The 25,479-nt window shown below is 49.5% G+C and carries 26 protein-coding genes and 2 pseudogenes; all 28 read right to left on the bottom strand.

Annotation, left to right across the window (positions count from 1 at the left end):
* Positions 1–16 precede the first annotated feature (16 nt).
* Complete coding sequence (gene cbiB, locus DXA55_RS01940; RefSeq protein ID WP_117801005.1) at positions 17–982, bottom strand: adenosylcobinamide-phosphate synthase CbiB; 966 nt, start codon at positions 980–982, stop codon at positions 17–19.
* Entirely contained in the window at positions 979–2,388 is a 1,410-nt protein-coding gene (locus DXA55_RS01935) for a cobyrinate a,c-diamide synthase (RefSeq protein WP_117509017.1), read from the bottom strand. Before DXA55_RS01935 ends, cbiB begins: the two co-directional genes overlap by 4 nt.
* Entirely contained in the window at positions 2,385–2,915 is a 531-nt protein-coding gene (gene cbiT, locus DXA55_RS17480; protein WP_242998342.1) for a precorrin-6Y C5,15-methyltransferase (decarboxylating) subunit CbiT, read from the bottom strand. Before cbiT ends, DXA55_RS01935 begins: the two co-directional genes overlap by 4 nt.
* Before the next feature lie 138 nt (positions 2,916–3,053).
* Positions 3,054–4,363, bottom strand: a pseudogene (cobK, locus tag DXA55_RS01930) (precorrin-6A reductase); the annotation flags it as partial.
* Positions 4,356–5,087: a precorrin-3B C(17)-methyltransferase gene (gene cobJ / locus DXA55_RS01925; protein ID WP_022462307.1), complete on the bottom strand. Its 732-nt coding sequence runs from the start codon at positions 5,085–5,087 to the stop codon at positions 4,356–4,358. The gene cobJ and the pseudogene cobK, both read right to left, overlap by 8 nt.
* Entirely contained in the window at positions 5,084–5,464 is a 381-nt protein-coding gene (locus DXA55_RS17475; protein WP_119188470.1) for a cobalamin biosynthesis protein, read from the bottom strand. The genes cobJ and DXA55_RS17475 overlap by 4 nt, the downstream gene beginning before the upstream one ends.
* Positions 5,461–6,114 (bottom strand): cobalamin biosynthesis central domain-containing protein, encoded by a 654-nt coding sequence (locus tag DXA55_RS17470; protein ID WP_242998338.1) that lies wholly within the window; start codon positions 6,112–6,114, stop codon positions 5,461–5,463. The genes DXA55_RS17475 and DXA55_RS17470 overlap by 4 nt, the downstream gene beginning before the upstream one ends.
* A 1-nt stretch (position 6,115) precedes the next feature.
* Positions 6,116–6,874 carry a precorrin-4 C(11)-methyltransferase gene (gene cobM / locus DXA55_RS01915; protein WP_117800996.1) on the bottom strand — a complete coding sequence of 253 codons (759 nt, stop codon included), beginning with the start codon at positions 6,872–6,874 and terminating at the stop codon, positions 6,116–6,118.
* Complete coding sequence (gene cobI, locus DXA55_RS01910; protein WP_117812894.1) at positions 6,875–7,567, bottom strand: precorrin-2 C(20)-methyltransferase; 693 nt, start codon at positions 7,565–7,567, stop codon at positions 6,875–6,877.
* 7 nt (positions 7,568–7,574) lie between these two features.
* Positions 7,575–8,747 carry a cobalt-precorrin-5B (C(1))-methyltransferase CbiD gene (gene cbiD / locus DXA55_RS01905; RefSeq protein ID WP_055226415.1) on the bottom strand — a complete coding sequence of 391 codons (1,173 nt, stop codon included), beginning with the start codon at positions 8,745–8,747 and terminating at the stop codon, positions 7,575–7,577.
* Between the two features lie 134 nt (positions 8,748–8,881).
* Positions 8,882–10,582 (bottom strand): MutS-related protein, encoded by a 1,701-nt coding sequence (locus tag DXA55_RS01900; protein WP_117812893.1) that lies wholly within the window; start codon positions 10,580–10,582, stop codon positions 8,882–8,884.
* Between the two features lie 53 nt (positions 10,583–10,635).
* Entirely contained in the window at positions 10,636–11,469 is an 834-nt protein-coding gene (locus tag DXA55_RS01895; protein WP_158565010.1) for a class B sortase, read from the bottom strand.
* Between the two features lie 52 nt (positions 11,470–11,521).
* The gene (locus tag DXA55_RS01890) at positions 11,522–14,164 is read right to left on the bottom strand and encodes a SpaA isopeptide-forming pilin-related protein (protein ID WP_117812891.1); all 2,643 of its coding nucleotides are present in this window, start codon (positions 14,162–14,164) and stop codon (positions 11,522–11,524) included.
* Complete coding sequence (locus DXA55_RS01885) at positions 14,161–14,874, bottom strand: hypothetical protein (RefSeq protein WP_117812890.1); 714 nt, start codon at positions 14,872–14,874, stop codon at positions 14,161–14,163. The genes DXA55_RS01890 and DXA55_RS01885 overlap by 4 nt, the downstream gene beginning before the upstream one ends.
* A complete protein-coding gene (locus DXA55_RS01880; protein WP_117812889.1) occupies positions 14,826–15,332 on the bottom strand; it encodes a SipW-dependent-type signal peptide-containing protein in 507 nt (168 codons plus the stop codon). Before DXA55_RS01880 ends, DXA55_RS01885 begins: the two co-directional genes overlap by 49 nt.
* Positions 15,329–15,862, bottom strand: a complete 534-nt coding sequence (locus DXA55_RS01875) for a hypothetical protein (RefSeq protein ID WP_022462298.1) — start codon at positions 15,860–15,862, stop codon at positions 15,329–15,331. The genes DXA55_RS01880 and DXA55_RS01875 overlap by 4 nt, the downstream gene beginning before the upstream one ends.
* A gap of 22 nt (positions 15,863–15,884) precedes the next feature.
* On the bottom strand, positions 15,885–16,589 hold the full coding sequence (locus DXA55_RS01870) for a SipW-dependent-type signal peptide-containing protein (protein ID WP_055266634.1): 705 nt from the start codon (positions 16,587–16,589) through the stop codon (positions 15,885–15,887).
* Between the two features lie 44 nt (positions 16,590–16,633).
* Positions 16,634–16,957 carry a signal peptidase I gene (locus DXA55_RS01865; RefSeq protein ID WP_158565009.1) on the bottom strand — a complete coding sequence of 108 codons (324 nt, stop codon included), beginning with the start codon at positions 16,955–16,957 and terminating at the stop codon, positions 16,634–16,636.
* Positions 16,918–17,202, bottom strand: a complete 285-nt coding sequence (locus DXA55_RS16995; RefSeq protein ID WP_158565008.1) for a hypothetical protein — start codon at positions 17,200–17,202, stop codon at positions 16,918–16,920. The genes DXA55_RS01865 and DXA55_RS16995 overlap by 40 nt, the downstream gene beginning before the upstream one ends.
* A 116-nt stretch (positions 17,203–17,318) precedes the next feature.
* Positions 17,319–18,188 carry an amidohydrolase family protein gene (locus DXA55_RS01860; RefSeq protein WP_022462295.1) on the bottom strand — a complete coding sequence of 290 codons (870 nt, stop codon included), beginning with the start codon at positions 18,186–18,188 and terminating at the stop codon, positions 17,319–17,321.
* 6 nt (positions 18,189–18,194) lie between these two features.
* Positions 18,195–18,671 carry a histidine phosphatase family protein gene (locus DXA55_RS01855; protein WP_242998337.1) on the bottom strand — a complete coding sequence of 159 codons (477 nt, stop codon included), beginning with the start codon at positions 18,669–18,671 and terminating at the stop codon, positions 18,195–18,197.
* Positions 18,635–18,790 (bottom strand): hypothetical protein, encoded by a 156-nt coding sequence (locus DXA55_RS17465; RefSeq protein ID WP_242998336.1) that lies wholly within the window; start codon positions 18,788–18,790, stop codon positions 18,635–18,637. Before DXA55_RS17465 ends, DXA55_RS01855 begins: the two co-directional genes overlap by 37 nt.
* Positions 18,783–19,034, bottom strand: a complete 252-nt coding sequence (locus tag DXA55_RS17460) for a bifunctional adenosylcobinamide kinase/adenosylcobinamide-phosphate guanylyltransferase (RefSeq protein WP_242998335.1) — start codon at positions 19,032–19,034, stop codon at positions 18,783–18,785. Before DXA55_RS17460 ends, DXA55_RS17465 begins: the two co-directional genes overlap by 8 nt.
* A gap of 151 nt (positions 19,035–19,185) precedes the next feature.
* Positions 19,186–19,962 (bottom strand): adenosylcobinamide-GDP ribazoletransferase, encoded by a 777-nt coding sequence (locus tag DXA55_RS01845; RefSeq protein WP_117812887.1) that lies wholly within the window; start codon positions 19,960–19,962, stop codon positions 19,186–19,188.
* A 1-nt stretch (position 19,963) separates the two neighbouring features.
* Entirely contained in the window at positions 19,964–20,485 is a 522-nt protein-coding gene (locus tag DXA55_RS01840) for a bifunctional adenosylcobinamide kinase/adenosylcobinamide-phosphate guanylyltransferase (RefSeq protein WP_022462291.1), read from the bottom strand.
* Between the two features lie 17 nt (positions 20,486–20,502).
* Positions 20,503–21,551: pseudogene (cobT, locus tag DXA55_RS01835) on the bottom strand (nicotinate-nucleotide--dimethylbenzimidazole phosphoribosyltransferase).
* A gap of 35 nt (positions 21,552–21,586) precedes the next feature.
* Complete coding sequence (locus DXA55_RS01830; protein ID WP_117812886.1) at positions 21,587–23,818, bottom strand: cell wall hydrolase; 2,232 nt, start codon at positions 23,816–23,818, stop codon at positions 21,587–21,589.
* 81 nt (positions 23,819–23,899) lie between these two features.
* Complete coding sequence (thrC, locus tag DXA55_RS01825) at positions 23,900–25,384, bottom strand: threonine synthase (RefSeq protein ID WP_117812885.1); 1,485 nt, start codon at positions 25,382–25,384, stop codon at positions 23,900–23,902.
* Positions 25,385–25,479: the final 95 nt, after the last annotated feature.

Genomic DNA, 25,479 nt, shown 5'->3' with positions numbered 1-25,479 from the left:
TTTCTATCTTCTCTTTTTACAGAAATAAAAAGAGCGCGCGGATTCCCGCAAAGAACACCAGTCCGAGGAACGAGGTCAGATACATCAAATGATTTGCTCTTTTGATATCTTCCGCCTCGACCGGGCGGATGTCATCGCCGATCGTTGGTTTCTTTACGACTTTGCCGAAATACACGGCATCTCCGGCAAGCTGTACTTCCAGCGCCCCTGCCATAACTGCTTCTGTCTGCGCAGAATTTGGGCTGGCGTGGCAGTAACGGTCGCGTTTGTAAATTTTTTCTGCATTTTTCCAGTTCATGCGCTCGCATGCAGACGCAAGAATCATCAGCCATGCGCTGATTCTCGCCGGTATGTAATTGACGACATCGTCCAGCTTTGCCGCACACCGTCCAAAATACAGATATTTGTCATTTTTGTATCCCACCATGGAATCCATGGTATTGATGGACTTATACAGAAAGCCTAATGCCGGTCCGCCGATGGCAAGAAAGAGGAGCGGTGCAATGACACCGTCCGACGTATTCTCCGCGATCGTTTCCACGGCAGCTTTCGTCACTCCTGTTTCCGAAAGATTTTCCGTATCACGTCCTACGATCATGGAAACCGCATAGCGCGCCCCCGGAAGATCGTTTTCTTTTAATTTCTGATAGACCTTCATGCTCTCATCCTTCAGGCATTTCGTTGCCGGAATCTGCCAGCACCAGAGAACCTCCAGAAGGAAGCCGATGACCGGATGAATTTTAAATGCCGCAAAGAGCAGCAGTGCCGGAACACCGTATCCCGCCAGACAGACGAGGATCACGAGAAAAACTCCTCCGGCAAGCTCTCCCTTTGGCGTTTTCGGAAATACCTTCCGCAGCCATTTTTCCAGCAGGGCAATGAGATTTCCGATCACACGGATCGGATGGTACAAAAAGGAGGGATCTCCAAGCAGCAGGTCCAATCCATAGCCCACAATCAGGGCTGCTAATGCTGTTTTCATCTTGTTTTCTCCTGTTCTTTCCGGTAAGAGACACACTGCTCCAGAAATTCCAGTGCGAGGTGCGGACTTGCCATATAGTAAAGATGCGGGAATCCCGCCATCATCCGTTTTGTCGCATGAATGCATTCCCAGTTCCGCTTCCGCAGCGGTTTTGCCGCATGCCATGCACTTCCGCAGTCTGTGCTGTCAAAGTAATGGAACTCATGGCCGCGCACCGGATTTCCGCCGTTCCGAAAGGTATCCTTCGTGTTTGGCGTGAGGGTGATATAGCCGAATCTTCCCAGCTTTTTTGTCCGGTAAACATTTCCCGGAACAGCCTGTACCATAGGATACACATTTCCATCCATATCCTCCATGGATTCTGACAGGTACATATAACCGCCGCATTCTGCAAGAACCGGCATTCCCTGACGGATGTTATCGCGGATCTTCGTTCTCATGGTCTGGTTTTCCGAAAGCTCTTCTGCGTGCAGCTCCGGGTAGCCGCCGCAGAACAGAAATCCGTCTGTATTCTTTGGCGGCTCCGCATCGGAAAGCGGCGAAAAATATTCGATTTTGGCTCCAAGTGACGCGAGAAGCTCCAGATTATCCCGATAAAAGAAACAGAATGCTTCATCCTTTGCAACGGCAAGAATCGGCTTCGCAGCACGCACCTTGGCGGCTGCTTCGCTTTCTGTCACCTTACGCAGGACTTCCGGCATTTTTCCCGAGAGCTCTTCTGCCCCTTCTGCAATCGCAAGAATTTTTTCAAAATCCAGTGTCTTCTGCAGTGTTTCTGCAAGCAGATTGACCTGCTCCTGCAGATTTTCCACCTCATCCGGCATTACAAGGCCGAGGTGGCGGCTTTCTAAGTGGCATTCCTTCAGTTCCGGCACAAAGCCGACACAGGAAATGCCAAGTTCTTTTTCCGCCATCGGCGCGATCTCCCGGTACAGCATCTCTGACATCCGGTTAAAGATTACACCGGCGATCCGGCTGTCCTCTTTGTACTGCAGGTATCCCTTGATAAAGGCAAGCGCTGAAACGCTCATGCCTTTGGCATCGACAACCAGAAGAACCGGCGTTTTTGTCATACCGGCGAGATCGTAGGCGCTGCCTTTGGTAGAAATTCCGCCAAGACCGTCGTAATACCCCATAACGCCTTCCAATACGGAAATGTCATGACCCGCTGCATGTTTGCAGAACAGATACTGTGTTGTTTCTTCCTCTGTGAAAAATGGATCCAGATTACACGACGGGGCGCCGATTACCTGTTCGTGAAACATCGGATCGATATAATCCGGGCCGCATTTAAACGCTGCGGGCTGCTTTCCCATCTGCTGCAGTGCACGGAGCAGTCCGCAGGTGATCATCGTTTTCCCGCTTCCGCTCCTTCCTGCTGCCAGCATGATTCTTGGTGCTTTCATTCTTTGGCACCTCCCTGGGCTGTAAAGATATAAACCGGATTCTGGGCAATCATCAGATGGCTTCTTCCGGCCTTTTTCGCATTGGAAGCCTGCAGGCAGACGATTTCCGGCTCTTCAAACGCAAGTTTTTTGAAACACGATGCTGCCTCCGCTAATGTTTCCACGGTTACTGTATTTAATACCACGCGGATGTTCGGATTCTTCCGCAGGAGCAGTTCCAGAATCTCTTTTAAGTTTCCGGCAGACCCGCCGATAAATGCATGCGTCGGAACCGGAAGTGCTTCGAGTGCTTCCGGTGCAGTTCCCTCAATAATTTCCAGATGATCCACTGCAAATTTCTTTTTATTTTCCTGCAGAAGTGCAACGGCTGCCGGATTTTTTTCTATCGCATATACCTTTCCCTGTGCTGCACGAAGCGCCATCTCAATCGAAACAGAACCTGTGCCCGATCCAATATCATAGACAACAGAATTCGAAGAAAGCTGCAGATGAGAAAGAGACGCATTGCGCACTTCCCGCTTGGTCATCGGTACTTTGTCACGCAGAAACACTTCATCTGCCATGCCGGCTGTAAACTCTGGTTCCGGATTCGGGTTTTCAAACAGAAGAACCGCAAGCGGAGCAAACTCCATTTTAGCAAGTTCGAATGGGGTTCCTGTCACAATCTGTTCTTCCGGATACGACAGATCCGTTCCCACATGCAGCACAATCTGCTCCCAGCCGTACGAACTTAACGTCTGGCAGATTTCCCTGACACTGCCCTTTCCGCCGGCGATCGCCAGAGTTTTCCGGTTTCGGCGGACCGTCTCCAGAAAGTTGCAGTGCTGTCCGTGCAGGCTCACAAATGCTGCATCCTCCCAGGACACTCCGATTTTGGCACAGAAATAAACCAGCGAAGAAATTCCCGGCTCTACACGGACAGAAAAATCCGCATCTTCCGCAAGGACGGCCTGAAGTTTCTTTGCTCCGCTGTAAAAGCCGACATCACCCGACTGCAGAAGAACAATCTTTTCATATTCCGGGTGCGCCTTCAGATACTCGTAAATCTTTTCCGGGCTGTATTCTGCAAGCATTGGCTTCTGATATTTTTCTACTGCTTTTGTCATGCGTCCCGCACCGATCAGCACATCCGCCTGCTCACACGCGTCTACGAGCGCCAGCGTCATCTGTGCTTCTGCACCAGGTCCGATTCCGGCGATCACGACGTCCCGTTTCACGGACAGATCAAATTTTTCAACGAGATACCGCTTGACCTCGTCCTCCGAGAGTCCTTCTTCCTCTTTCGGACGGCCGATCAGAACGACACGGACACCGGCCTTTTTTGCTGCCTCAATTTTTTCTTCAAAGCCGCCGTTTCTTCCGGATTCCTTCGTTACCATCCATTCGGCATGGAACGACTGCAGCATTGCAACGTTCATGTCCATAGAAAACGGTCCCTGCATGCCTATGGTATGTGCGGCATCAAATCCAAGTTCCGCGCAGGATGCAATTACGCCTGGCAACGGCAGCACCCGGGCATACACACGGTTTTTATAATCCGGAAGCTCTGCAAATTTTGCGAGTTCCTTGCTTCCTGTTGTCACCAAAATCTTTCCCTCTGTGCCCGCCAGATACGATACCGCTTCTTCTGTCGTATCGACCATGACGCAGGATGGATCTGCCGCAAGCGACGGCCGCAGCAGCCGAAGATACGTTTTCCTGCTTTTTCACATGCAGACCGGATATTTTCCGACACAAGATCGGCATACGGATGGGTTGCATCAATAACCATTTCCGGCTGTTCTTCGCCAAAAAGCTGTTCCATCTCTTCTTCTGTCAGTCTTCCGCTTCGAACCGTCAGGGCACCGCCCTCCTCGATCCGGCACTTGCCGTATTCTGTCGCCGTACAGGCAAGGGATGCAATCTCATATTTCTTCAGAAAACTGCAGATCTCCCGGCCTTCCGTCGTTCCGGCAAAGACAATTACTTTATTCATAGCGATATCCCCTCGGCGTTACCATGTGATCCCGGATTTCCTTTGTCTGACTGTTTCCGATAAATACCGTCGTAAACATATCCACTTTTGTATTGCGAAGTTCTGCAAGCGTCATGGTCCGGCTCGTCTCCCCGTCTCTTCCGATCTGGCTTACGATTCCGCAGACGGTTTCCGGCGCTTTGTAACGAAGCATCAGATCACACGCTTTTTCCAGGTAATCCGCTCTCTTATGGCTTCCCGGGTTATAAAGACAGATGACAAAATCCGCTTCCGATGCCAGCAGAAGACGTTTTTCAATTTTCTCCCACGGTGTCAGAAGATCGCTCAGGCTGATCAGGGCGAAGTCGTGGATCAACGGTGCACCAAGAACGGCAGCGCCTCCCGTTGCGGCGGTCACGCCTGGAATTACCTTAATTTCAATATCAGGCCATTCTTCCGAAAGCTCATACATCAGACCTGCCATACCGTAAACGCCGGCATCTCCGCTGCAGATCATAGCAACCTGTTTTCCCTCTGCCGCAGTTTCAAATGCCAGACGGCAGCGCTCCACCTCTTTCCGCATCGGCGTCGTCAGAAATTCTTTTCCTGCAAAATGTTCTTTTACCAGATCCACATAGACGGTATAGCCGATGATCACATCGCAGTTCCGCAGCGCATCCGCCGCCTCGATCGTCATTTTTTCATATGCTCCGGGGCCGATGCCCACGACAAAAATTGTACTCAAAATACTGCCCTCCAGTCCGCCGCAGCCAGTGCAACTGTTACACCGTCCGCTGCCTTTTTTTTCTTTATCAGTCTGCCGCCGGCAAGAACTGCGCTGCGCTCACAGACATTGTCAATTCCTGTAATCTTCCTCACAAACGGAGACGGCGTAAATTCCCCCTCCGCCGTTTCCAGTTCTTCTGCAGAAAAGGTCCGGTACTGCCAGCCATACTTTTCCACCAGCTGCAGAATTCCCGGCTCCTGCGCTTTCAGATCAATACTTGCCGCCTGTCGAACTGCTTTTGGAGAAATCCCGGCCGCCGCAAGTGCCGCAAGAACCTTTTCTTCAATCCGGCCGGCCGGTGTATTCTTCTTACAGCCGATGCCGACGGTGATCACCTCGGGATCAGGTGAAGTGTTCTCTCATATGGCGAATCCTCTTCCGATGTGGTAATGCAGATTCCCATCGACGGTTTTGCCGCCTCTTCCGGGATCAGTTCCTCCGGTTTTGTTCCCTCCACCGGAAAACGGCTGCAGAATCCAACCGTTTTTCCGTCCACCAGAAGCGCCGCTGCCTCTTTTGCCAGCTCCATCTCACAAATTTCACAATGATTTTTTACAGCAAAGACATCGACCGCAAACTTGTGATTGACATCCGTTGCCGTTGTAATGACCGGAACCGCACCCGTTACAGCTGCAACTTCTTCCGTCAGCTCGTTTGCTCCGCCGATATGGCCGGAAAGTAATGAAATCACAAACTTTCCCTGTTCATCCATACACAGAACCGCCGGATCTGTCTTTTTACTTTTCACGTACGGTGCAATACTGCGCACCGCAATCCCGCACGCCCCGATAAACAAAATCGCATCCATTTTCTGAAACATACGCTCTGTCCATGCAGGAAGCGACGGTGCAATCGCAGGAATTCCCGCTTCTTTCCCGTACTTTTCCAGTGCATATCCTTCACAGCTGTGTTTTTTCAGTGCCGCACAGAGTTTTTGATTCCAGACGCATCCGTTTCTTGTAAAACTTGCTATGGCTATTTTCATCTTATTTTTCTGCCTCTCGGAATTCGGTGGTAAACGTCGGATTGTACAGATCACTTCTGCGGTAATTTCCCTGGGAAACGGCATTTCCGATGATCATCAGCGCTGTCTTGGTGATCTGGTTCTTTTTCGCCGTCTCGGCAAGTGTTCCAACGGTGCAGACGAACGTCTTCTCCTCCGGCCAGGTTGCTTTGTAAACGATCGCTGCCGGAGTATCTGCCGTATAGCCGCCTGCAATCAGCTCACGGGAAAGTTCCTCTAAGAGTCCCGTGCTTAAGAATACAACCATCGTTGCCTGATGTGCCGCAAAAGACGCAATGCTCTCCCGCTCCGGAACCGGTGTTCTTCCGGCCATTCTGGTGATGACAACACTCTGGGAGATATCCGGCAGCGTATATTCCATTTCAAGGGCAGCAGCCGCTCCGCAGAAAGAGCTGACACCCGGACAGTCATCGTGAGCGATTCCAAGGGCATCGAGCGCATCAATCTGTTCGCGGATTGCACCGTACAGGCACGGATCTCCCGTGTGGAGTCTTGCCACAGTCTGGCCTTTGCTTTCGGCCTCTTTCATAACATCAATCACCTGCTCCAGCGTCATGGTTGCACTGTTATATACCACACAGCCCTCTTTTTTCAGATCCAGCAGTGCCGGATTGACAAGAGAACCTGCATAAATGATAATGTCCGCCTCACCAAGCAGCTTCTGTCCTCTTACCGTAATCAGATCCGGGGCTCCAGGGCCCGCTCCAATAAAATGTACCATCTATTTTTTCCTCTTTTCTTTTACAATAATCAGTGAATAGTAACTTGCCTGGTCCGGGATTTCTTCCGCGCTGAAATACTTCTGTTCCGTATCCATGCCGCAGTTTTCTACCATCACCGCCCGGCAGTTCTTTTCCTTCAGGAACTGTTTCACAGCCGGCATCTTTTTACCCGCTTTCATCAGAACCTTTGTTCCTGAAAGTTCCAGTGCATCTTCAATCTGATAAGACGCCGGAATCACATGCAGTTCTTCGGAATTTTCCACCAGTCCCTCGGAAAGAGATGCTGCTGCCGCGCAGAACGATGTAACACCGCTTACAATTCTCGCATCGTAACCGTCTTCCAGTACCCGTCTGTGTACATAAAGGTAGGTAGAATACACGGTTGGATCTCCGAGTGTCAGAAATACTACGTTTTTTCCTGCATCCAGCAGCTCCTCTATTTTTTCTGCACCGCGCCGGTGATTTTCCTTCAGTTCTTTGGCATTCTTTGTCATCGGCATTGGAATAGCAACAAGCTCTTTTTCTGCCAGTTCCGGCACTGCCTGAACAGCAATCTGGTAGGCAATGCTCTCTTCCGGTTTCTCTCCTGGTACTGCAATCGTATCATTTTCCCGGATCAGACGGACGGCCTTTAACGTCATAAGCTCCGGGTCTCCCGGTCCGATTCCTGTTCCAAATAAAATTCCTGTCATTTTGTTTTTACTCTTTTCTGTTTTCTTTTTCTTCCTGCTCCCGCAGGCGCTCCAGAAGTTCTCCCGCTCCCGGGGTTTCCCCGAGCAGGCCCTCATTGCTTGAAAAAACAATCGCCTCCGTCTGCACTCTGCCCTCAATATGGTAATTCATGTAAAAAGCAATTTTTTCTGTCACTTTTTCCATGGTCTCTTTCAGGCATCCTGCTTCCTTTAAAATCTGCACCGCTTCTTCCGTCGTTCCAGTCTCCAGCAGTTTTTTTGCCAGTGCAAGATCCGCCCCTGCACGCACCGCCTGCGCCGTAAGAAGCTCCGCACGGCAGTCTGCCTCGTGGGAATGGGTATTCATAATTCCGCCGGACACCTTGACAAATTTTCCAAGATGGGCCACAAAAAGGATGGCGTCAAAGCCGAGCTCAGCTGCAAATTCCAGTGTTTTTCCGACGTAATTACTGCACTTAACGGAATGGTCTGCACGGACCCACGGATACGTTTTTAAGAAGTCCTGTCCGTAATTTCCCGGTGTCACCAGAAGGACGCGGTCACCCTGTGCTTTCCGCATTTCCATCTCGACGCGGATCGTGGAAATCAGCGCCTCCTCGCTCATCGGCACTACAATCCCGCTCGTTCCAAGGATTGAAATGCCGCCGGTGATGCCAAGTCTCGGATTGAATGTATGCTTTGCCAGTTCTTCCCCTTCCGGTACGGAGATGATAACCTGCAGTGCGCGGAAATCATCGAGTTTTTTCTGAATCTCCTCCACATTCTCGCGGATCATCTGGCGCGGTACATGGTTGATCGCCGCGTTTCCGACCGGCTGATCCAGCCCCGGCTTTGTCACACGCCCGACGCCGAATCCTCCATCGATTACAATTCCCTCTTCTGTTCCAAACGTCACTTCCGCGTAAATCAATGCTTTATCTGTCACATCCGGATCATCCCCGCCGTCTTTTCGGACGGCACAGCTTACTTTTTCGGCACTTCTCCGGATATCCAGCAATTCCAGATTCAGAACAATGCCCTTTGGCGTATGGATTTTCACTTCCTGTATTTCTTTCCCGGAAAGCAGCATAAACGCCGCTCCCCGCGCTGCCGCTGCAGCGCAGGAACCCGTCGTATATCCCATGCGGAGTTTCTTGCTGCCGCGCATAATATATGCATCTTCCAAGCCTGTCCTGCTCATGTTTTTCTCCTTAACAGATCCGGCGGTTTTTCTGCCGGATCACGCGATCTATTTTATCATAACACACAATGAAAAAATGCTGAACCATTTTCGCATATTTTTTCAAAAAAGATCAATTTTTCCCGGCTGTTTTTCTATCTCAGAAACTTATTCTTTTCCCAGCTTCCTGTTGTTTCAAACTCCGCAGCTCTTCTTTCTGCCTGTTTCACAATTTTTTCATCAATTCCCATATTTCCAAGCAGCGCAATCGCATTCTTTCCTCTTGCCGGCCCCTGTTCCAGGCGATACGGGAAGGAAATACTCTGCGCGGTAATCTGCTCTTCAAAATGATAATTGGTGTAGAGATCTTCCAGCAGATACGTCAGTTCAGTATCATGTGTTGCTGCAAGACAGAGCACATTTGCACGGCGCAGGGCAGCAAGCACACTCTCTGACGCTGCAATCCGCTCCGTCGTGTTTGTTCCCCGCAGCACCTCATCAATGACGCACAGAAGCGGTGTTTTTTCACGGCTTGCCTCCAGAATCCGTTTTAAAGATTTTACTTCCACAACAAAGTAACTCTCTCCCTGTGCCAGATTATCGCGGAGTGCCATGGATGTCATGATCCGGCACACAACACCGCGGTACCGCTTCGAAAGACTCGTGTTCAGTGCCTGTGCCAGAATCGCATTCACTGCCATGTTTTTCATAAATGTGGATTTTCCCGACGCATTCGAGCCGGTCAGCAGAATTCCGCCCTCCGCATACAGACTGTTTGCCACCGGATGTGTCAGAAGCGGATGATAAAGCTCCTCCACATCGATCCGACAGCCCGCCTTTTTCTCATCCAGGAATTCCGGCCGGCAGTAATACGAAAGGCTCTCCCGGTACGATGCTGCAGACAGTGCAAAGTCCAGGAGTCCAAGATCCTCTGCCATCTGCAGAATCGCTTTTTCATACGATTTCACTCCGGAAACAACCGAAGAATACTCGATCAGATCCAGCAGAAAGAACGTGCGAAAGTATGCAAAAATCATGTTTGCTGCACCGCCCTGCGATTCTTTCGTATTCACAAGTGTTCTGCATTTTCTTGTAATCGGACGGAGTTGTTTTTCCTGTTCTTCCAGACGCTTCTGATACATTTCCAGTCCGGAAATTTTTTCTTTTCCAAGTTCCCTGGCTGTCCGCTGCAGCCGCAGGATACAGCCAAACGCTTTTAATGCACTCTCCAGCTTTTTGCTCTCCCTTCCATGCATCAGTCCGTTGCCGACCATAGAAGCAAACAGAACAGACACACCCAGCGGAGGCAGTACAAACAGCAGTCCAATTCCAAGCACAGCAATACCGGCCATCAGAAGATATTTCCCCTTCTCTCCCGGCTCCGCCTCCATCAGTACGGCTATTTCTTCTGTCGGCGGATTCATCTTTTCTTTTCCCATCAAAAGAAGTGCTTTCTGCACTGCTTCTCTGGCTTTTTGGTTCTCTGCAAAAAGCTTCATCAGCCGTTCCCGCTCTTCCCTGATTTCTGTTGTTGTGACCGGCATCCGAAGCGCCGTGTACAGATATTCTTCCCCGCACACCGACACTGTGTGGTCGACTGTGTCAAAAACCGCATCGAGATCCAGGTCATTCCAGGTAATCGCGTCCACGCAGAAGTTTTCCCCTGCTTTTCGTCTCAGACACGCTTCCAGTTTTTCTTTCTTTTCCCGTGCCGTCCGTTTCTCCTGCTTTTTTCCCCATTTCTTCCGCAGTTGTACCAGCTTCTTTTCCTGTTCATTTCTGTTATTCTGTACCATCCAAACTCCCAGCAGTATCAGAACCACAAAAATTCCTGCTGCCGTATACAGTTCTTTCATGTCTTATCGCCATCCTTTTTCCTGCTCTGTATCATAAGTCTTTTGATTCTGTCTTATTCTAGCACAGAACCCTCTTCCCTTCCAGATTTTGTTGCAAAAATCATCTCCACCGCCGCATGTACAGCCAGTCTCTGTGAACTGCTGCCGTCACCAATGCAGGTGGAAAGGGTAAGTATCTTTTGAACTTCCTTTTCCTCACCGCTGCCAAAGATCATGCTGTTTTCTTTTCTTTCCTGTACCCATGCATTCCAGTCCGCATCGCTCCATGCTCCCAGCCGGTAAACATCACTTTTGGCATCCGTCTCCTCCACACTCCAAATACGGCACTGCCATGCTTCACCCGGCAAATACAGGTACAGATACGGAAATTCCTGTTTCCACGACGCTTCACGATACTTTTTCAATCCTCCGAACATCGTTCCATCCCGCATATTATGCCCATATAAAATCGTGTGACGTTCAGAAAAATCCTCCGGTGTATCACACGGTGCAAAAATACTGCCGTAAATCCGCTCCCTGCAAAACGCATCGTGTGTCAGATAATATGCGTTATCCTGCCCGTGCGCAACCGGAACATCTAAGGCGCAGCCCGGAATCCAGAGCCACGCGCAGATTTCTCTATTTTTTGATCGAAGTCCTGCAAAATCAATTGTCCGAAACAGATTTTTGTCTGTACTGCCCGGTTCCTGCTCCTGCACTTCTTCGCTTTTTTCGTTTTCCTCTTTGTTCTCTTCTTTTTCTTCTCTGACATACATCTCCACCGCTTCTTCCTGTTCTTTTCGAATCTGCCGGCTTACCTGAATCTGCGGCAGATACCAGAAAAAAAGCGCCGCCAATGTCAGAACTGCAATCCCTCTTCTTTTTCTGCCGATTTTTTCTCTCTCCATTTTGTTTTCATTCCACCACCCGAACCGATGGTGGAATGTTTTTTCCATTTTGTTATTCAACCGGAATCCGGTTTTTTACAATACTGTTGTGTCCATAATCATCCCAGCGGTATTTCTGATTTTCAAATACAACCTCACTTTCTTTGGGATGTCCGCAAAGATTTACCGATACCGAAAAGACGCGCGCAGGATCTTTTCCATATGCCGGCTCTTCTAGTTTTTTCACGGTAACATTCTTCGTACCTGTCACCTGCATAAGCGAATACCGCAGCACCTTCTTCTCCTGTACCCGGTAATCGTTTCCTGCCGGAATTCCCCGGATCTGTACCGACTGTTCCGTGTAGCCGTCCTGATCTGTCGTTTTCTCCACCTGTGTTTTTGTAAACGTAAGATAGCATTGGTATGTATGTTCTTTTCCATACAGATCCTTTCCCTTCACGGAAAACAGAAACGTTGGATTTCCATGCGCCCATGTAATCTCATCCGCCTTAATCTTCTTTGTAATCGTCAAGGTTTCACATGCAAGATCCTTCATCGTCACGGTCTGCACTTCCTGTTTTGCCTCCAGCACAAACGAAACCGGTTCTGCCGCAAGGTATCCATCCGGCGCGGCCTCCTCCACAATGACATAAGAACCCGGCTTTAATTTTTCCAGTTCATGCGGGCCGCTTCCTCCTGAAATCCAGCTGTCCACACGGTTTCCATCCATATCTTTTAATACCAGCTTTGCGCCGGAAATTCGTTTTCCGCTCTCTGCATCTATTTTTTCAATTGTCAGATGTGTTCCATCATTTTCGACCGTCACCGACAGTTCCGATTTACCGTCAATTTTTCCGTTTTCTACCACAAATTCCCGGCATGTGCTGTCCAGCAGATAGCCCTCCGGAGATGCTGTCTCCTGATAGTACCAGACACCGTCCAAAAGTCCCGTCAGCTCAATTTTTCCATTTGCATCCGTCTTTTTTGTCTCATCAAAACTTCCATCTTTCGTCCAGATATGAAAGGCTGCTCCCTGAAGCACTTTTCCGTCTCCCTGACTTACTTTCTGCAGAATAAAACGGTTCTTCCAGTTTGTAAACGTCAGTGTGATCTGTGCGTTTTGTTCCCCGATCGTTATTTTCTTTTCCGTCGGATCCAGCACATATCCATTTGGAGCCGCCGTTTCCCGCACAAGATACGTTCCGTACTCCAGCCCGTCTTTGAACGCCTCTCCATTTTCATCCGTTTTCAGCACAGCTGCTACCGCCTGATCCGGAAACAGCACTGTTCCGTTTACCGTTGTAATTGCTCCGCTCGCAATCACCTGATATGTTGCACCAGAAAGTGCTTTCCCTGAGTTTTCTTCCGTCTTTTTTATCTTCAGTGAGCCTGTTTTTCTTGTGTTTTCTGCCTCCAGATGGATCGTCTGCATGCCTTCCTTGTCAATGGAAAATTCCTGCTCCCAGCTTCCTGCATAACCAGCTGGATTCTTTGTCTCCACAACACGGAATTTTCCATTTTCACTGTCTGTATCCAGAATTCCCTCCAGCAGATAAGAACCCGTTTTTTTCACCCAGTTCATCTTTTTGAATTCACTCCAGGTGTTGTTTTTCCAGCGGTACACGGTAAATTCTGCACCCGAAAGAGCTTCTTTTGTCTCTGCATCCATTTTTTTCACTACAAGATCTCCTACTTTCGACAGATGACAGGGAACGTTCGCTGTGTAACCAAATTCCGAAGTATTCCACGGCACAACAGTTATTCCCGTTTCCCGGGATGCTCCATGCCAGTTGTTGTACGTACTGGAAGTATCGTTTACAAAATTATCCGGCCATTTTTTCGGTGCTTTTACTCCGCCGCCAGGACCAGTTACCGCGTCGTTAGTGCCTCCATCATAGAAAATCATCGTCTGGGAATTTCCTTCAAAGGTAACTGTAACCCAGCCTTCCGAATTTTCCGGAGTTGTTCCACCGTCCGGCTCAGAGCCGCGTCTTGCCGACCAGATCGCTTCTGTTCTGGCATCGTAGACGATTCTGGCATCTGCCTCCTTCGTCAGATAGATATGTTCTGTCTCATCAGCCAGATAAAAGCCCTGCTTAAAGTCCAGATCTGAAAGTGTAAAATACCCTTTCACATTCAGCGGATTTCCTTTACTGTCGTAATAAGCAAACCGTACCTTGATCCAGAGCAGACCTTTAATATCAATGACCGGCTTATTGTGGTCAATCGCCACGACTACCGCATCCACGTCCTCATACCCTGATGGTACAACCGTGTTCTGCCAGTCTTCCAGCCAGATCCGCATCGTTACATTTTCCCCGTGGCACTCTCCAACATTCGTATATTCCGCATACATTTTTCCTTTTTTCGACTCCAGCGGCGTGAAGGAACGGAGATTACTCCATCCCTTCACATCGGCCGCCGGCCACCATGTGGAACAGCATTTCGAATGGCTCTCTCCGTTTTTGCAGAACAGATTGTCCCAGGTACTTCCATCTGTACTTCCAAAACGGATTTTTGTCTCACTTCCGATCAGCGGGGTAAAATCATATCGGCCGTCAATAACAGAGTCCGATGATACAACTTCTCCGATTCCGGCTTTCGAAAGAGAAGGAAGACTCGTAAGACTCGAAGCCAGAACATCTTCCCGAAAACAAAATCCCAACAACAGCAGAATTCCTGCGAGAAACCAGAAGCTTTTCTTTGCTCTTTTCATTCTTTCCTCCTTTCAGACCGGCCCGCGGTAAGAAACAGGAAGGCTCCTGTCACGGCAATTCCAATGGGGACCGCTGCTGACGGATCGCGCAGACCTGTTTTTGGCGCGCTGTGCCAGATAGAGGGGCCTTCTTCCTGCGGCAGATCTTCTCCTTCGACAGAAAAAATCCATTTTACCCCGCTTTTCCGAAGTGCCCATTCATTTCCAAGTTCTGACGGCACACGGATTGAAAAACAGATTTCTTTCCGTTCATCTGGACTGCATATTCCAAGACTTTTTGCTGCCCATAGTCCCTCACTCTCTAAATCACCTTCATAAATCACGCTGTTTCCCTCTCGTATTTCCAGTTTCACCTTGGAAAGCAGTTCTTTTTCTGTTTCACTGAGTTCTTCCGGAAGTTCCGTCCGCAGAAAAAATTCTGCACGGCTTGCTGTCGTGTTCACCAGTGTGAACGTATCTTCCCATTCATCTCCCGGCATCAGCACTGGAAAGTTCCGAAAGAAATTGTCGGGTGCCAAGATCAGATTCCGCGCTGCTCCTTCGTACGAAACGGTGAGGAAGCTCTGCTGCGAAACCTCCGAAACGGTATTATCCGCCTCGTGGACACACTGTTCAATTTCCAGTTCTTCTCCCCACGGAGCTTCTGCCGTAAAATCCGGCGTCACATTCGCTGCCTGTACGGCCTCCGCCTGGATTTCAACGGACAGCACCTGTCCCTCCGCCTCACTGGTCCACGCAGATGGAATGGTGATTGTACGGAAAAAATCGACAGATCCTGCTTTCCCAGCACTTTGGGATAATAATAATACTCTCCTGCTTTCAGCCAGACGTCCTCGATTCCCCCAAGATCCTCTTCCCCCAGACGGTAATCCTGCGTTTCTTCCGCATCAAACACAGGCTTTACGCGGACATAGCATGGTTCGGCATAATTGGTGATCCGCGGAATTTTTGAAATCACCTGGGAAGGCAGTACAATGCCGTTTTCCGGTCCCTCATACTTCTTTTCTCCATCCCCGTCTTCCTCATATTCCCAGATTCCAATATTTACATCTCCGACAGCTATTTTGTTAATGGTCTCAACACTGCTCCGGTAATATGCATACGTTCCGCTGATTCCCATCAGAAGACTCGCCGCCGCACATCCGATCCTGACGCGTTTTCCTTTCATGTCTGACCACCTCTCTCATAAGCATCCCATGCCTCCCGATAGCCGTGAAATACCATATTCCCCTTCTGGATCTGCACCGATTCCTCATAGACCGAAACCTCAAGTTCTTTCTGTTCCATTTCTTTTGCAACGCGGATTCCGGTAAACAATTCCGTCGTGCTTTCGCCTTCTGAAACCGGTTTTTTGTAATAATAGTAGTCATCTTCTCCTTTTACCCAGTTTTCCGTATCAAGTCCCTCAATCGCTTCAATTGGTTCACTGAATATAAGTGCCGCACGAATATAGCAGGCAACGGAACCTTCATTTCTGATTTTTACTCTCTTTACCACACTTTTCCCTGGCGGTACGGGCGTCGGTGTCGGAAATTCTTCATCGATCGTACTTGTATTATGTCCGAACACCATACGATTCCAGACACTCTCGTGATCTGTAAAATACGCCGAAGTTCCCGGCAGCAGCCAAATGGCTGCCGCCATCGTACACCCGGCCGCACCCGCAAGGAAAAACAGCCGTTTCGTCTTTTTCTTCATCTTTTGTCCCCCAGAAAACTGCTTAAATTCCAGGTGCTTCTGTCTGTTCCGGCTCCGACTGCGGTGCCGTTACCTGCCCCTTCTGCCCATTATTCTGATTTACATACTTCTCCCAGGCCTTTGCTGCCCGCTCGGCAGCCGTACTTCCCTCACCGGTATTCAGCGCCTGGATTGCATAATAATTGATCGGAATATCGACCTCTTTTTCATCCAGCTGCCCTTCCACGATATTAGCTGCTGTCACGCTCGTAAATAAAGGATCCGTCGTTTTGCCAGCTGCAAGCACTTCATTGTAGAGATATGTATATACCATCGAATTGTTCTGTTTTTTCTTGTACATCAGCACCCATTTTTTCGAAAGCTGATTCATCGAAAACAGTTCCGTATCGACGGCTGCCCCGCCGTTTAAACGGTTTCCGGATGTATCTGCAACGATCACTTTTGCGATTGGTATGGAAACATCCATATAGACGTAAGAATCATTTTTACCTTTATTTTTGATACGCGGGTCCTTCGGAATCACCTGGGTCGGCACAATATGATTGGTCTTTCCGTCCGGATCCGGTGCGTACGATGGTTCATTTCCTTCGATATCTACTTTTCCCACAACAAACTGGTTCGTCACAGAATCCTTATCCGTCAGATACGCCAGTGTTCCGCCCGCTGCCAGGGCTCCTGTCAGAAGCAGTGATGCTGCCCAGAATACGATTTTCCGCTGTTTTTTCATAGATCAATTCCTCCTGTTTTCCTAAATAATTTTGCTAATTCTTTTTATAACTTGTTTTCCTGCATGATTTTTCTACCGTGCCAAAGCTGCCGGATTGTAAAAAGCATCACCGCTCCCACGGCCAGAAAAAAGAGTGTTCCTCTCTGCCGGAGCCAGACGATACCAAAGCCAAGCCAGGGAAGAGCTACGATCACATTCCCGATCACCTGTTTTTCCAAAACGATGCCTGCATCTTCCTCCGCGTTGGCATCCCCCTTAGTACAGTATCCTTCCTCGCTCTTTTCCACGATCCGGTGTGTCACCACCATATTTCCTCTCCGGTAGGTAATCACATCCCCCGGATTCCATTCCTTCTTCCGTCCATCCACAACCACAACAGATCCCGTCGGGATCTCCGGTCCATGGAACCGGACAGTACGACATAGGCGCAGAAATACTGCATCAGATACCATCCCGCCGCCAGAAAAAGGAAGGAAAGAAAGCCCTGCAGCCCCAGTTTTCCTTTTGCTTTCATTTGCTCCCTTCCGTCGATGCGGATATCCAGACTGTCATTTTTGCACGCAAAAAACAGAGGATAGCATTTACCCTCTGTCTCAGAATATCCCTGTTTCATTTTCTCTAAAGTTCTTGTAAAAGTGATTTAAACTTACCATAGTCCGGGCGAAAGCGCAAGCATTGTCTGCCCGTTTAATTCTAAATTTTTTCTAAAGCCTGAAACGCAGAAAATTTTCAGAACTTTTCCCGGATCTTTTTTTCTCCAAACGCAAGCCGCTTTTCCAGCTCCTGCCCATTTTCTGCCCCAAGGATTTTTCGCATTACACTCTCTTCTTCCCGGATTCCTTTTCCGTGAAGTACGCCGTATGCGCCGGCATCACTTCCCGCCGCAAGCACAACGTCCTTTTCAAATGCGAGCTGCAGACCTTTTTTCTGCGTCTCAAAAATCCACGCCAGCGTTTCAGCCGGATATCTGCCGTTCTCCAGAAGATTCGAAACCGTCACAATTGTCGGCACCCAGATTGTTGCATGCTCTGCCATACAGCAGATGCTCTCTTCATTCTGAAAGTTCCCGTGTTCAACCGAGTCCACGCCTGCCTCTGCCGCATCCATCACAGCCTGTGCGCCGTTCACATGCGCCATCACAGAAAGCCCCGCATCATGTGCCGCAGCCGTCATTGCAAAAACCTCCTCCCTGGAAAGCGGCTCACTGGTCACATGCCCCTTTGTCGCGAAATCCAGGATTCCCGTCGTCATGATCTTGATAAAATCTCCGCCCGCACGGCGTACTTCACGCACAAGCGCACAATACTCTTTCCAGTCTGAAAATGCGCGTCCGACAATTTTTCCATAACGGCCCGCCCTGTGAATCGCAAAAACCGGTGTGCGGTATGTGATCCCGTACTCCGGCGCAAGGCTCCGTGCAAGAACACCCGCCCCGTACGGATCCCCGCCGTCACGCACATAGGAAATCCCTGCCTTCTGATACGCCGCCAGATGTTCCCGGATCAGATCCTCCCGCGGGCCGTTTTCATGCGCTGCCGCCGCCTTTTTGTAATCCACACCGTCCATAAAAATATGGGCATGGCATTCTGCTGTCACCATTTTTGTTTACCGCCTTATCTCCGATTCCACCACAGCTTCTCTACGGCCCATTTTCCAGTTCTGCTCCGAGAGATACAGATGATATCCACAGCCGTTTTCTACTCGCCAGTCATAGTAACTCTTCTGTGGCACGCCGTACTGCTCAAGGATACTCATGATCGTGCCTCCGTGTACCACCATCGCCACGTTGCGGTAATGGCGGCGGATACACGTATCCACCATCTTGTTAAAGCCGGCGATGCAGCGGTCCTTGAACTGCTGCGGGCTCTCACCGCCCGGAAAGGCAAGCGTCGCCATGGAATCAATCCACTCCTGGTATTTCGGATTATCTTTTAATTCCTGATAATTTTTGTTCTCAAACTCACCAAAATTGCACTCTGCAAATTCCGGGATTTTGACCTGTTTGGCGTACGGATACAGAATGTCTGCCGTTTCCAGACACCGTTTCAGCGGGCTGACGAACAGAAGCTCAACAGTATCCATCGTCCGCTGTTCCAGCTCTTTTTTCCCTTCCTCACACAGTGTTCATCCGTCACGCCGATATACCGTCCTAATGTATTGCCATAGGTTTTTCCATGGCGGATCATTGCAATTTTAATCATGTTTTTCCTCACCTTTCAGCAGGATTCCGATTCCGCACACCACACGGGTTACCGAATCAGCCTTTGCTGCCAGCTCCGTACAGATGCGCCCCGTCTTTTCCCGCCATTTCCGGTCGAAGGGTTCGATCGGAACCACTCCGTAACCGAGTTCATTCGTAACAATGCAGATTTCCGGATTTTTCTGCAGCAGTCTTCCAGTTCCGCTTCCGGTGCAGTCCCGGTCTCTTCTTCCAGAAGGAGCCATCTGCGGACCAGTTCCTGAAAATCATATACGCCGGAACATGCCGACAGCTCCTCTTTCGAAACTGCTGCCCCATCGGCCCATCCTGTTTCTTTTCCGGTCATCTTTTTTGCAAAGTCAAGCTTTCCCTGAAAAGCCCCTCCAATTACTAATTTCATTTCCAGTTCTCCATTCCAAGAGAAAGTACCACAAGAGACAGGAGCTGTGCCAGCTCACAGAGCGAAAGGAAATAGCCTGCGAGATCTCCTGTAATTCCTCCAAAATACTTACTGCTTTTCCATTTATAATAACAGAATACCAGTGCCGATACAACCAGTACATCCAGTGCCGCCCAGACGCAGAATGAAGCTGAGAGCACCGTCACGGCAAAAATCGTCACAACAAGCACCGCCGCCGTTCTTTTTTTCTCTGCGCTCATGCCAAACGCTGCCGCTGTTCCTTTCGGATTGGCATTTGGAAAAAACGCGATCGAAAGACCGCTGAACGATCTCGAAACTGCGAAGCCAAATGCATACGCCGGAAAAATCTTCCAGACAAGTTCTCCGGCTGCGCCCGCGTACAGTACAAAATACAGACATCCCATAATAATCGCAAATGCTCCGGCGTGCGGGTCTTTTAAGATTTCCAGTCGGCGCTGTTTTTCTCTCCAGGAACTTAACGCATCCATCGTATCCAGATAGCCGTCGAGGTGAATGCCGCCCGTCACCAGAACCGGAACTGCCGTCAGCACTGCAGCCCGCAGCATGCTTCCCGCGCCAATCTGCTGCAGCAGCCAGAAAAGCACCGCCGAAACTGCACCGACAGCCAGTCCGACCCCCGGAAAGAAACACAACGCATATTTCATGTTCTCTTTTTCCCAGTCTGCCGGCGGCATCGGGATTTTCGAGTACATGGCAAACGCCACTTTAAAGTTATTCCATATCGTTTTCATCTTATTCTTTTTTTATTCTGACGGGAATCCCATACACAACCTCGGTCACACAGTCCGCCATCTCTGCCAGACGTACATTAATGTTTCCCAGGATCCGCTGGTATTCCATCGTCTCCTCCTCATATCGGTATCCGTCCGAAAAAATTTCATTCGTCACCAGAACCAGATTCCGCGCCTGATGGGCCAGACGGGAAACGCCCGCAAGAATTTCCTCCTCCGCCCGCGCTTTTCCCGCCCCGGATGGATCAAATATTTCATTTGCCGTGAGATTCGACATACATTCGAGCAGCACATCGCTTCCCGGTTCCAGCTCCACTTCTTTTAAATTCGTATAACACTCAATCGTCGAAAACTTCTTTGCCGCGCGCATCTTCCGGTGGCGTGCAATACGCGCCTGCCCTTCCGCACCGAATGGCTGCATCGTTGCGATATAAACCCTCCGTGTTCCGCCAAAATCCAGAATACACTGCTCCGCATACGCCGATTTTCCGCTGCCGCTGCCGCCTGTAACCAGATGTATCATCGTTTCACCTGCCTTTTTTAAGTCAGCGGCACATACGTTTCGATCTGTGCCTCGTCAAATGTCGCCATGCCGCGGTATACGGCATTTGCCTGATCCAGAATCGGGAAAAGCATGATGGCGCCCGTTCCCTCGCCCAGACACATATCGCAGTGCAGGAAGGCTTCTTTTCCAAGCTCTGCAAGCAGCAGATGCGCCGCCGGCTCCTTCGATACGTGCGAAGCGATCATATAGTCCTTTGCAAACGGTGCAATCCGTGCAGCAAGAAGCGCTGCCACACAGGAAATAAAGCCGTCCATCACAACCGGAACGCCATGTGCAGCCCCTGCAAGAAAGACACCCGCCATGCCGGCAATGTCAAAACCGCCGACCTTTGCCAGCACATCGATGGGATCGGACGGATCCGGCTGATTGATGGCAATTGCTTTTTCAATCGCTGCAATTTTCCGCGCAAGACCTTCACTCGAAAGCCCGGCGCCCCGTCCCGTCAGTTCCGGAACCGGCTGATTCAGGAAAACGGCTGCCATTGCACTGCTCGTCGTCGTATTTCCAATGCCCATCTCACCGGTTGCCATCAGCTGATAGCCCGCCGCAATTTTTTCTTCCGCCACGGCGATTCCTGTTTCAAGCGCACGAACGGCCTCTTCCCTTGTCATCGCCGGACCTTTTGCCATATTTTTTGTTCCATACGCAACTTTATACCGCGGAACCTTCGTATCGCGCGCCATTCCGATATCAATCGGAAACAGATCCGCATGCGCGCCGCGGCAGAGAATGGCTGCTGTCGCCTTCTCCTGCAGAAAATTTCCGCAACTGTCGCTGTCACTTCCTGACCGCTCTGCGTCACGTTTTCTTCCACAACGCCATTGTCCGCACAGAACGTCAGAAGTGCTCTTTTTTCAATCGAAATCTCCTCTTTTCCGGTGATTCCGGCAATCTGGATGAGCACGTCCTCCAGCTTTCCGAGGCTGTGGAGCGGCTTTGCAATGCCGTCCCAGTGAGCCTTGGCACGATCCATCGCCTCTTTCGAAAGCGGATGGATCTGTTCGATTGTTTCCTGTAATGTCATCTTTTGTTCGCCCCTTCTTTCGATATGACGTCCGATCAGCTCTGTTTTTTCACCCAGTTCACAAAGAAAATATGGGAATCTTCCCGCGCTGTTCCGCTGGAAGTTGTCCATTTATAGGTGTATGTATATGTCACACATTTTTCTTTATCCATATTCAGATTTTTAAATGCTTTCGGAGTCATGAAATATAGATAATCAAAATCATCTCTCGTATCGCCAAAGCCCGGGATCACACGCTTTGTGCCGTTCTTCAGATATGCATCCATGATCGACTGGGATTCATCCACTGCACCGTAGGCTCCATTATTTTTCAGCTGATTGATAATCGAACTGCTCTGCTCCGCAATTCCCGTCAGATAGTTTGTCAGACTTCCGTTCCGCGCCGGTTCAAACTGCTGCTGTTTATAAATCGCGGTGCGGAGCGAAATATTCTGTGCCGCCATCCGGTTCCGGATGACCATCGCAACTGCCGTCATACCTGTTTTTCTCTGGACACCCGCCTCCGCACTGCAGATAGCCGCAAAGAAATCACGGTCACTCACAGGCGGATCCGTGTAATACTGATGCTCCATCGTATAATATTTTCCGCTTACGCTGTCCTTTGCACGCACATACTGGCTCGAGCCGAGAATGCACACTCCGTTTTCGTCAAAGCTGTAGTACCAGTTGCTGCTGTTCTTTTTCAGCAGAGCGTAATACGATTTTACCATCTTTCCGTCGCTTCCAAAGTAATACCAGCCCGTCTGCGGATCACCGCTTACCATCCGTTTCTGTGCATTGAGCCACTGGTTCTTTGCCATGCCTCCCCAGTCTTTAAAGTAATAGGAAGCGCCGTTAATAGTCCGCTCTCCCGTCACCATCACGCCGTTGGCATCGGCATAGTAACTGTTGTTTAAATGCGTAAAGAAGGTATTGCGGTACATCGCACCATTTTCCCGGAAGTAATACCACTGGTTCTCTTTCGAAAGCCAGCCCGTCACCATCTTTCCATCCGCATCGGCATAATACGTTTCACCGCCAAGCTGGAAAAAGGTACTACGGTACATGCCGCCCCAGCCCCGGAAATAATAATACGTACCATTGATTTTCTGCCAGCCGGTTACCATCTTTCCATCTGCATTCACACGATATGTATTGTTGTCATATTCAAAAAAGCGGTCAAAATACTGCTCTCCGGTTTCATCAAAATAGTAATATGTACTGCCCTGCTGCAGCCAGCCGACGGTCAGTTTTCCATCTGCAGCCGCATGGCAGACACTCGTTCCGTTTTTGATGAATGCATTCTGATACATGCCGCCCCAGTCCTTGAAATAGTACCAGTCACCGTCGATCTGTTTTTTTCCGACAGCCATCTTTCCGTTCTCATCGGCATAGTAAAGTGCACTTCCTGTCGGTGCTTTGAAAAAGGTGCTGCGGTACATGCCGCCCCAGCTTCGGAAATAATACCAGGTTCCATCCTGCAGCAGCCAGCCGGTCGTCATCTTTCCATCCGTATCAACATGATAAATATTATTTTTATGCGTCAGAAAGGTATTTCGTGCCATGCCGCCCCAGCTTCGGAAGTAATACCAGATCCCGTCAATCTGTTCGAACCCGGATGCCATTTTTCCATCCGCATCAACATAATACGTATTCTTGTCATACTCAAAAAAACGATTCCGGTACATCGCGCCCTGATCATCAAAATAATAATACACATCATCGATCAGTTTCCATCCGGTCGCCATTTTTCCGTCCGCATCAGAATAATACGGTACATTTTTCACGGTGTAAAAGGCATCCCGGTAAACACCGCCCCAGCTTTGGAAATAATACCAGGCTCCATCAAGTTTTTTCCAGCCGACCGCCATTTTTCCGTCATTATTCAGGTAGTAACGGTTCTTGTCGTACTCTCTCCAGGCTCCTTTGACAATGGTACCATCCGGATCCTTAAAATACCAGATCCCGTTCTCATTCACCCATGGGTAATAGCTTCCAGCCTGCACGGATACCGCCGTCTCTTCGGGCTTTCCGCTCTGTACTTCTGCCGCCGGAAGATCCGAGGCGGCATTTTCCGCTGTCGAATCCGGCGTCTCCGTTTCTGTCATCTCCGGCGTATTTTCGTCTGTGGTTTCCGCCTCCGATGTTTCTTCTGTTTCTTCCTGTGTAACAGCAGAAGCCTCATTTACCAGACTCTGCTCTGTGCCTGCTCCAAATACGTTCGCAGCACTGACAGCGGTTGTCACGCAGGCTGCCGCCAGTACTCCCCTGATTACTTTATTTTTCATTATTTATTCTTCTCTCCCTGCAAAAACAGGCAAAGCCTGCTGTGTGCTCTGCCTGTTTTAAAATTCTGCTCCTGCTTTATCTTATTTCAAAAACGCCCGAACAGTCTCCAGCATCTGATCTACATCACACTCTGTCGTATGAAGCACCGGTGCAGTACGGATTTCTTCGATCGCACGCGGAATCTCGGTATTGGCAAGTGCAGACAGCTTGTCTACCTGCTCCAGTACTGGAAGGGTGTCATACTCCGGTGCAATCGCTGCAAGAACGCTGCTTGTAAATTTATACGGGCTTGCGGTAGATGCAATGACGGTCTTGGTTTCGTCATAGGTTTCCTCGCGGTATTTTCCGTATACAGCCGCTGCAACCGCGGTATGGGTATCAATCACATATCCGGTATCGCTGTACAGTTTTGCAATCGCGTCTGCTGTCTCCTGTTCGGATGCATAATTGCCGTAGAAGTCTGCCAGCTCTTTTTTCATCGCATCGGTGATCTCATATTTTCCGTCCTTTGCAAGATCCTGCATCAGCTCGCGGTCTGCTGCTTCGCTGTTTCCGGCGATGCGGTAGATCAGACGCTCCAGATTGCTCGAGATCAGGATATCCATGGACGGTGATGTTGTCAGAATAAAGTCTCTGTTTCTGTCGTAAACGCCGGTGCGGAAGAAGTCAAACAGAACTTTGTTCTCATTGGAAGCGCAGATCAGTTTTGCGATCGGCAGTCCCATCTGTTTTGCATAGAATGCAGCGAGAATATTTCCGAAGTTTCCGGTCGGAACGGTTACATTGATCTTTTCTCCGTCTGCAATCTCTCCGTTTTTCACCAGGTTTGCGTAAGCATATACGTAGTAGACGACCTGCGGAACGAGTCTTCCGATGTTGATCGAGTTTGCAGAGCTGAACTGGAAACCTTTATCTGCCAGCTCTTTTCCAAGCTCTTTATCGTTAAACATTTTCTTCACGCCGGTCTGTGCGTCGTCGAAGTTTCCGTGGATGGCTACAACGTGGGTGTTCTTGCCCTTCTGTGTTACCATCTGTTTTTCCTGAATCGGGCTTACGCCGTTCTTCGGGTAAAATACAATAATTCTGGTGCCCGGCACATCTGCAAAGCCTGCCATTGCTGCTTTTCCGGTATCTCCCGATGTAGCAGTTAAGATGACGATCTCATTTTTCACGCCGTTTTTCTTTGCGGCGGTCGTCATCAGATGCGGCAGAATGGAAAGTGCCATGTCCTTGAACGCGATCGTTGCGCCGTGGAACAGCTCCAGATAGTAAACACCGTCTGCTTTTGTCAGCGGTGCAATTTCCTCTGTGTCAAATTTCGCATCGTATGCGTTTGCAATACAGTTTTTCAGTTCATCTTCTGTAAAGTCGGTAAGAAAACGGCTCATTACCTCGTATGCTACTTCCTGATAGCTCATAGCCGCAAGTTTTTCCATGGGAACATCCAGTGCTGGAATGGAGGTCGGTACAAATAATCCGCCGTCGTCGGACAGACCCTTTAAGATTGCCCGGGATGCAGTTACGGTTTCTCCATTGCCTCTGGTACTTTTGTATAATACTTCCATGCTCTTTCTCTCCTTCACTTTGACTCCCGGCAGAGCCTCTCTGACTCCCGGCCGGATACGTTTCAGATTAGTTTTACCTGTACGCTTCCTTTTAT

The organism is Blautia sp. OF03-13 (genome assembly GCF_003460685.1).
Taxonomy (GTDB): Bacteria; Bacillota; Clostridia; order Lachnospirales; family Lachnospiraceae; genus Fusicatenibacter; species Fusicatenibacter saccharivorans.
The sequence above is the reverse complement of the archived record's forward strand: the minus strand, read 5'-3'. Positions and strand labels throughout refer to the sequence as shown.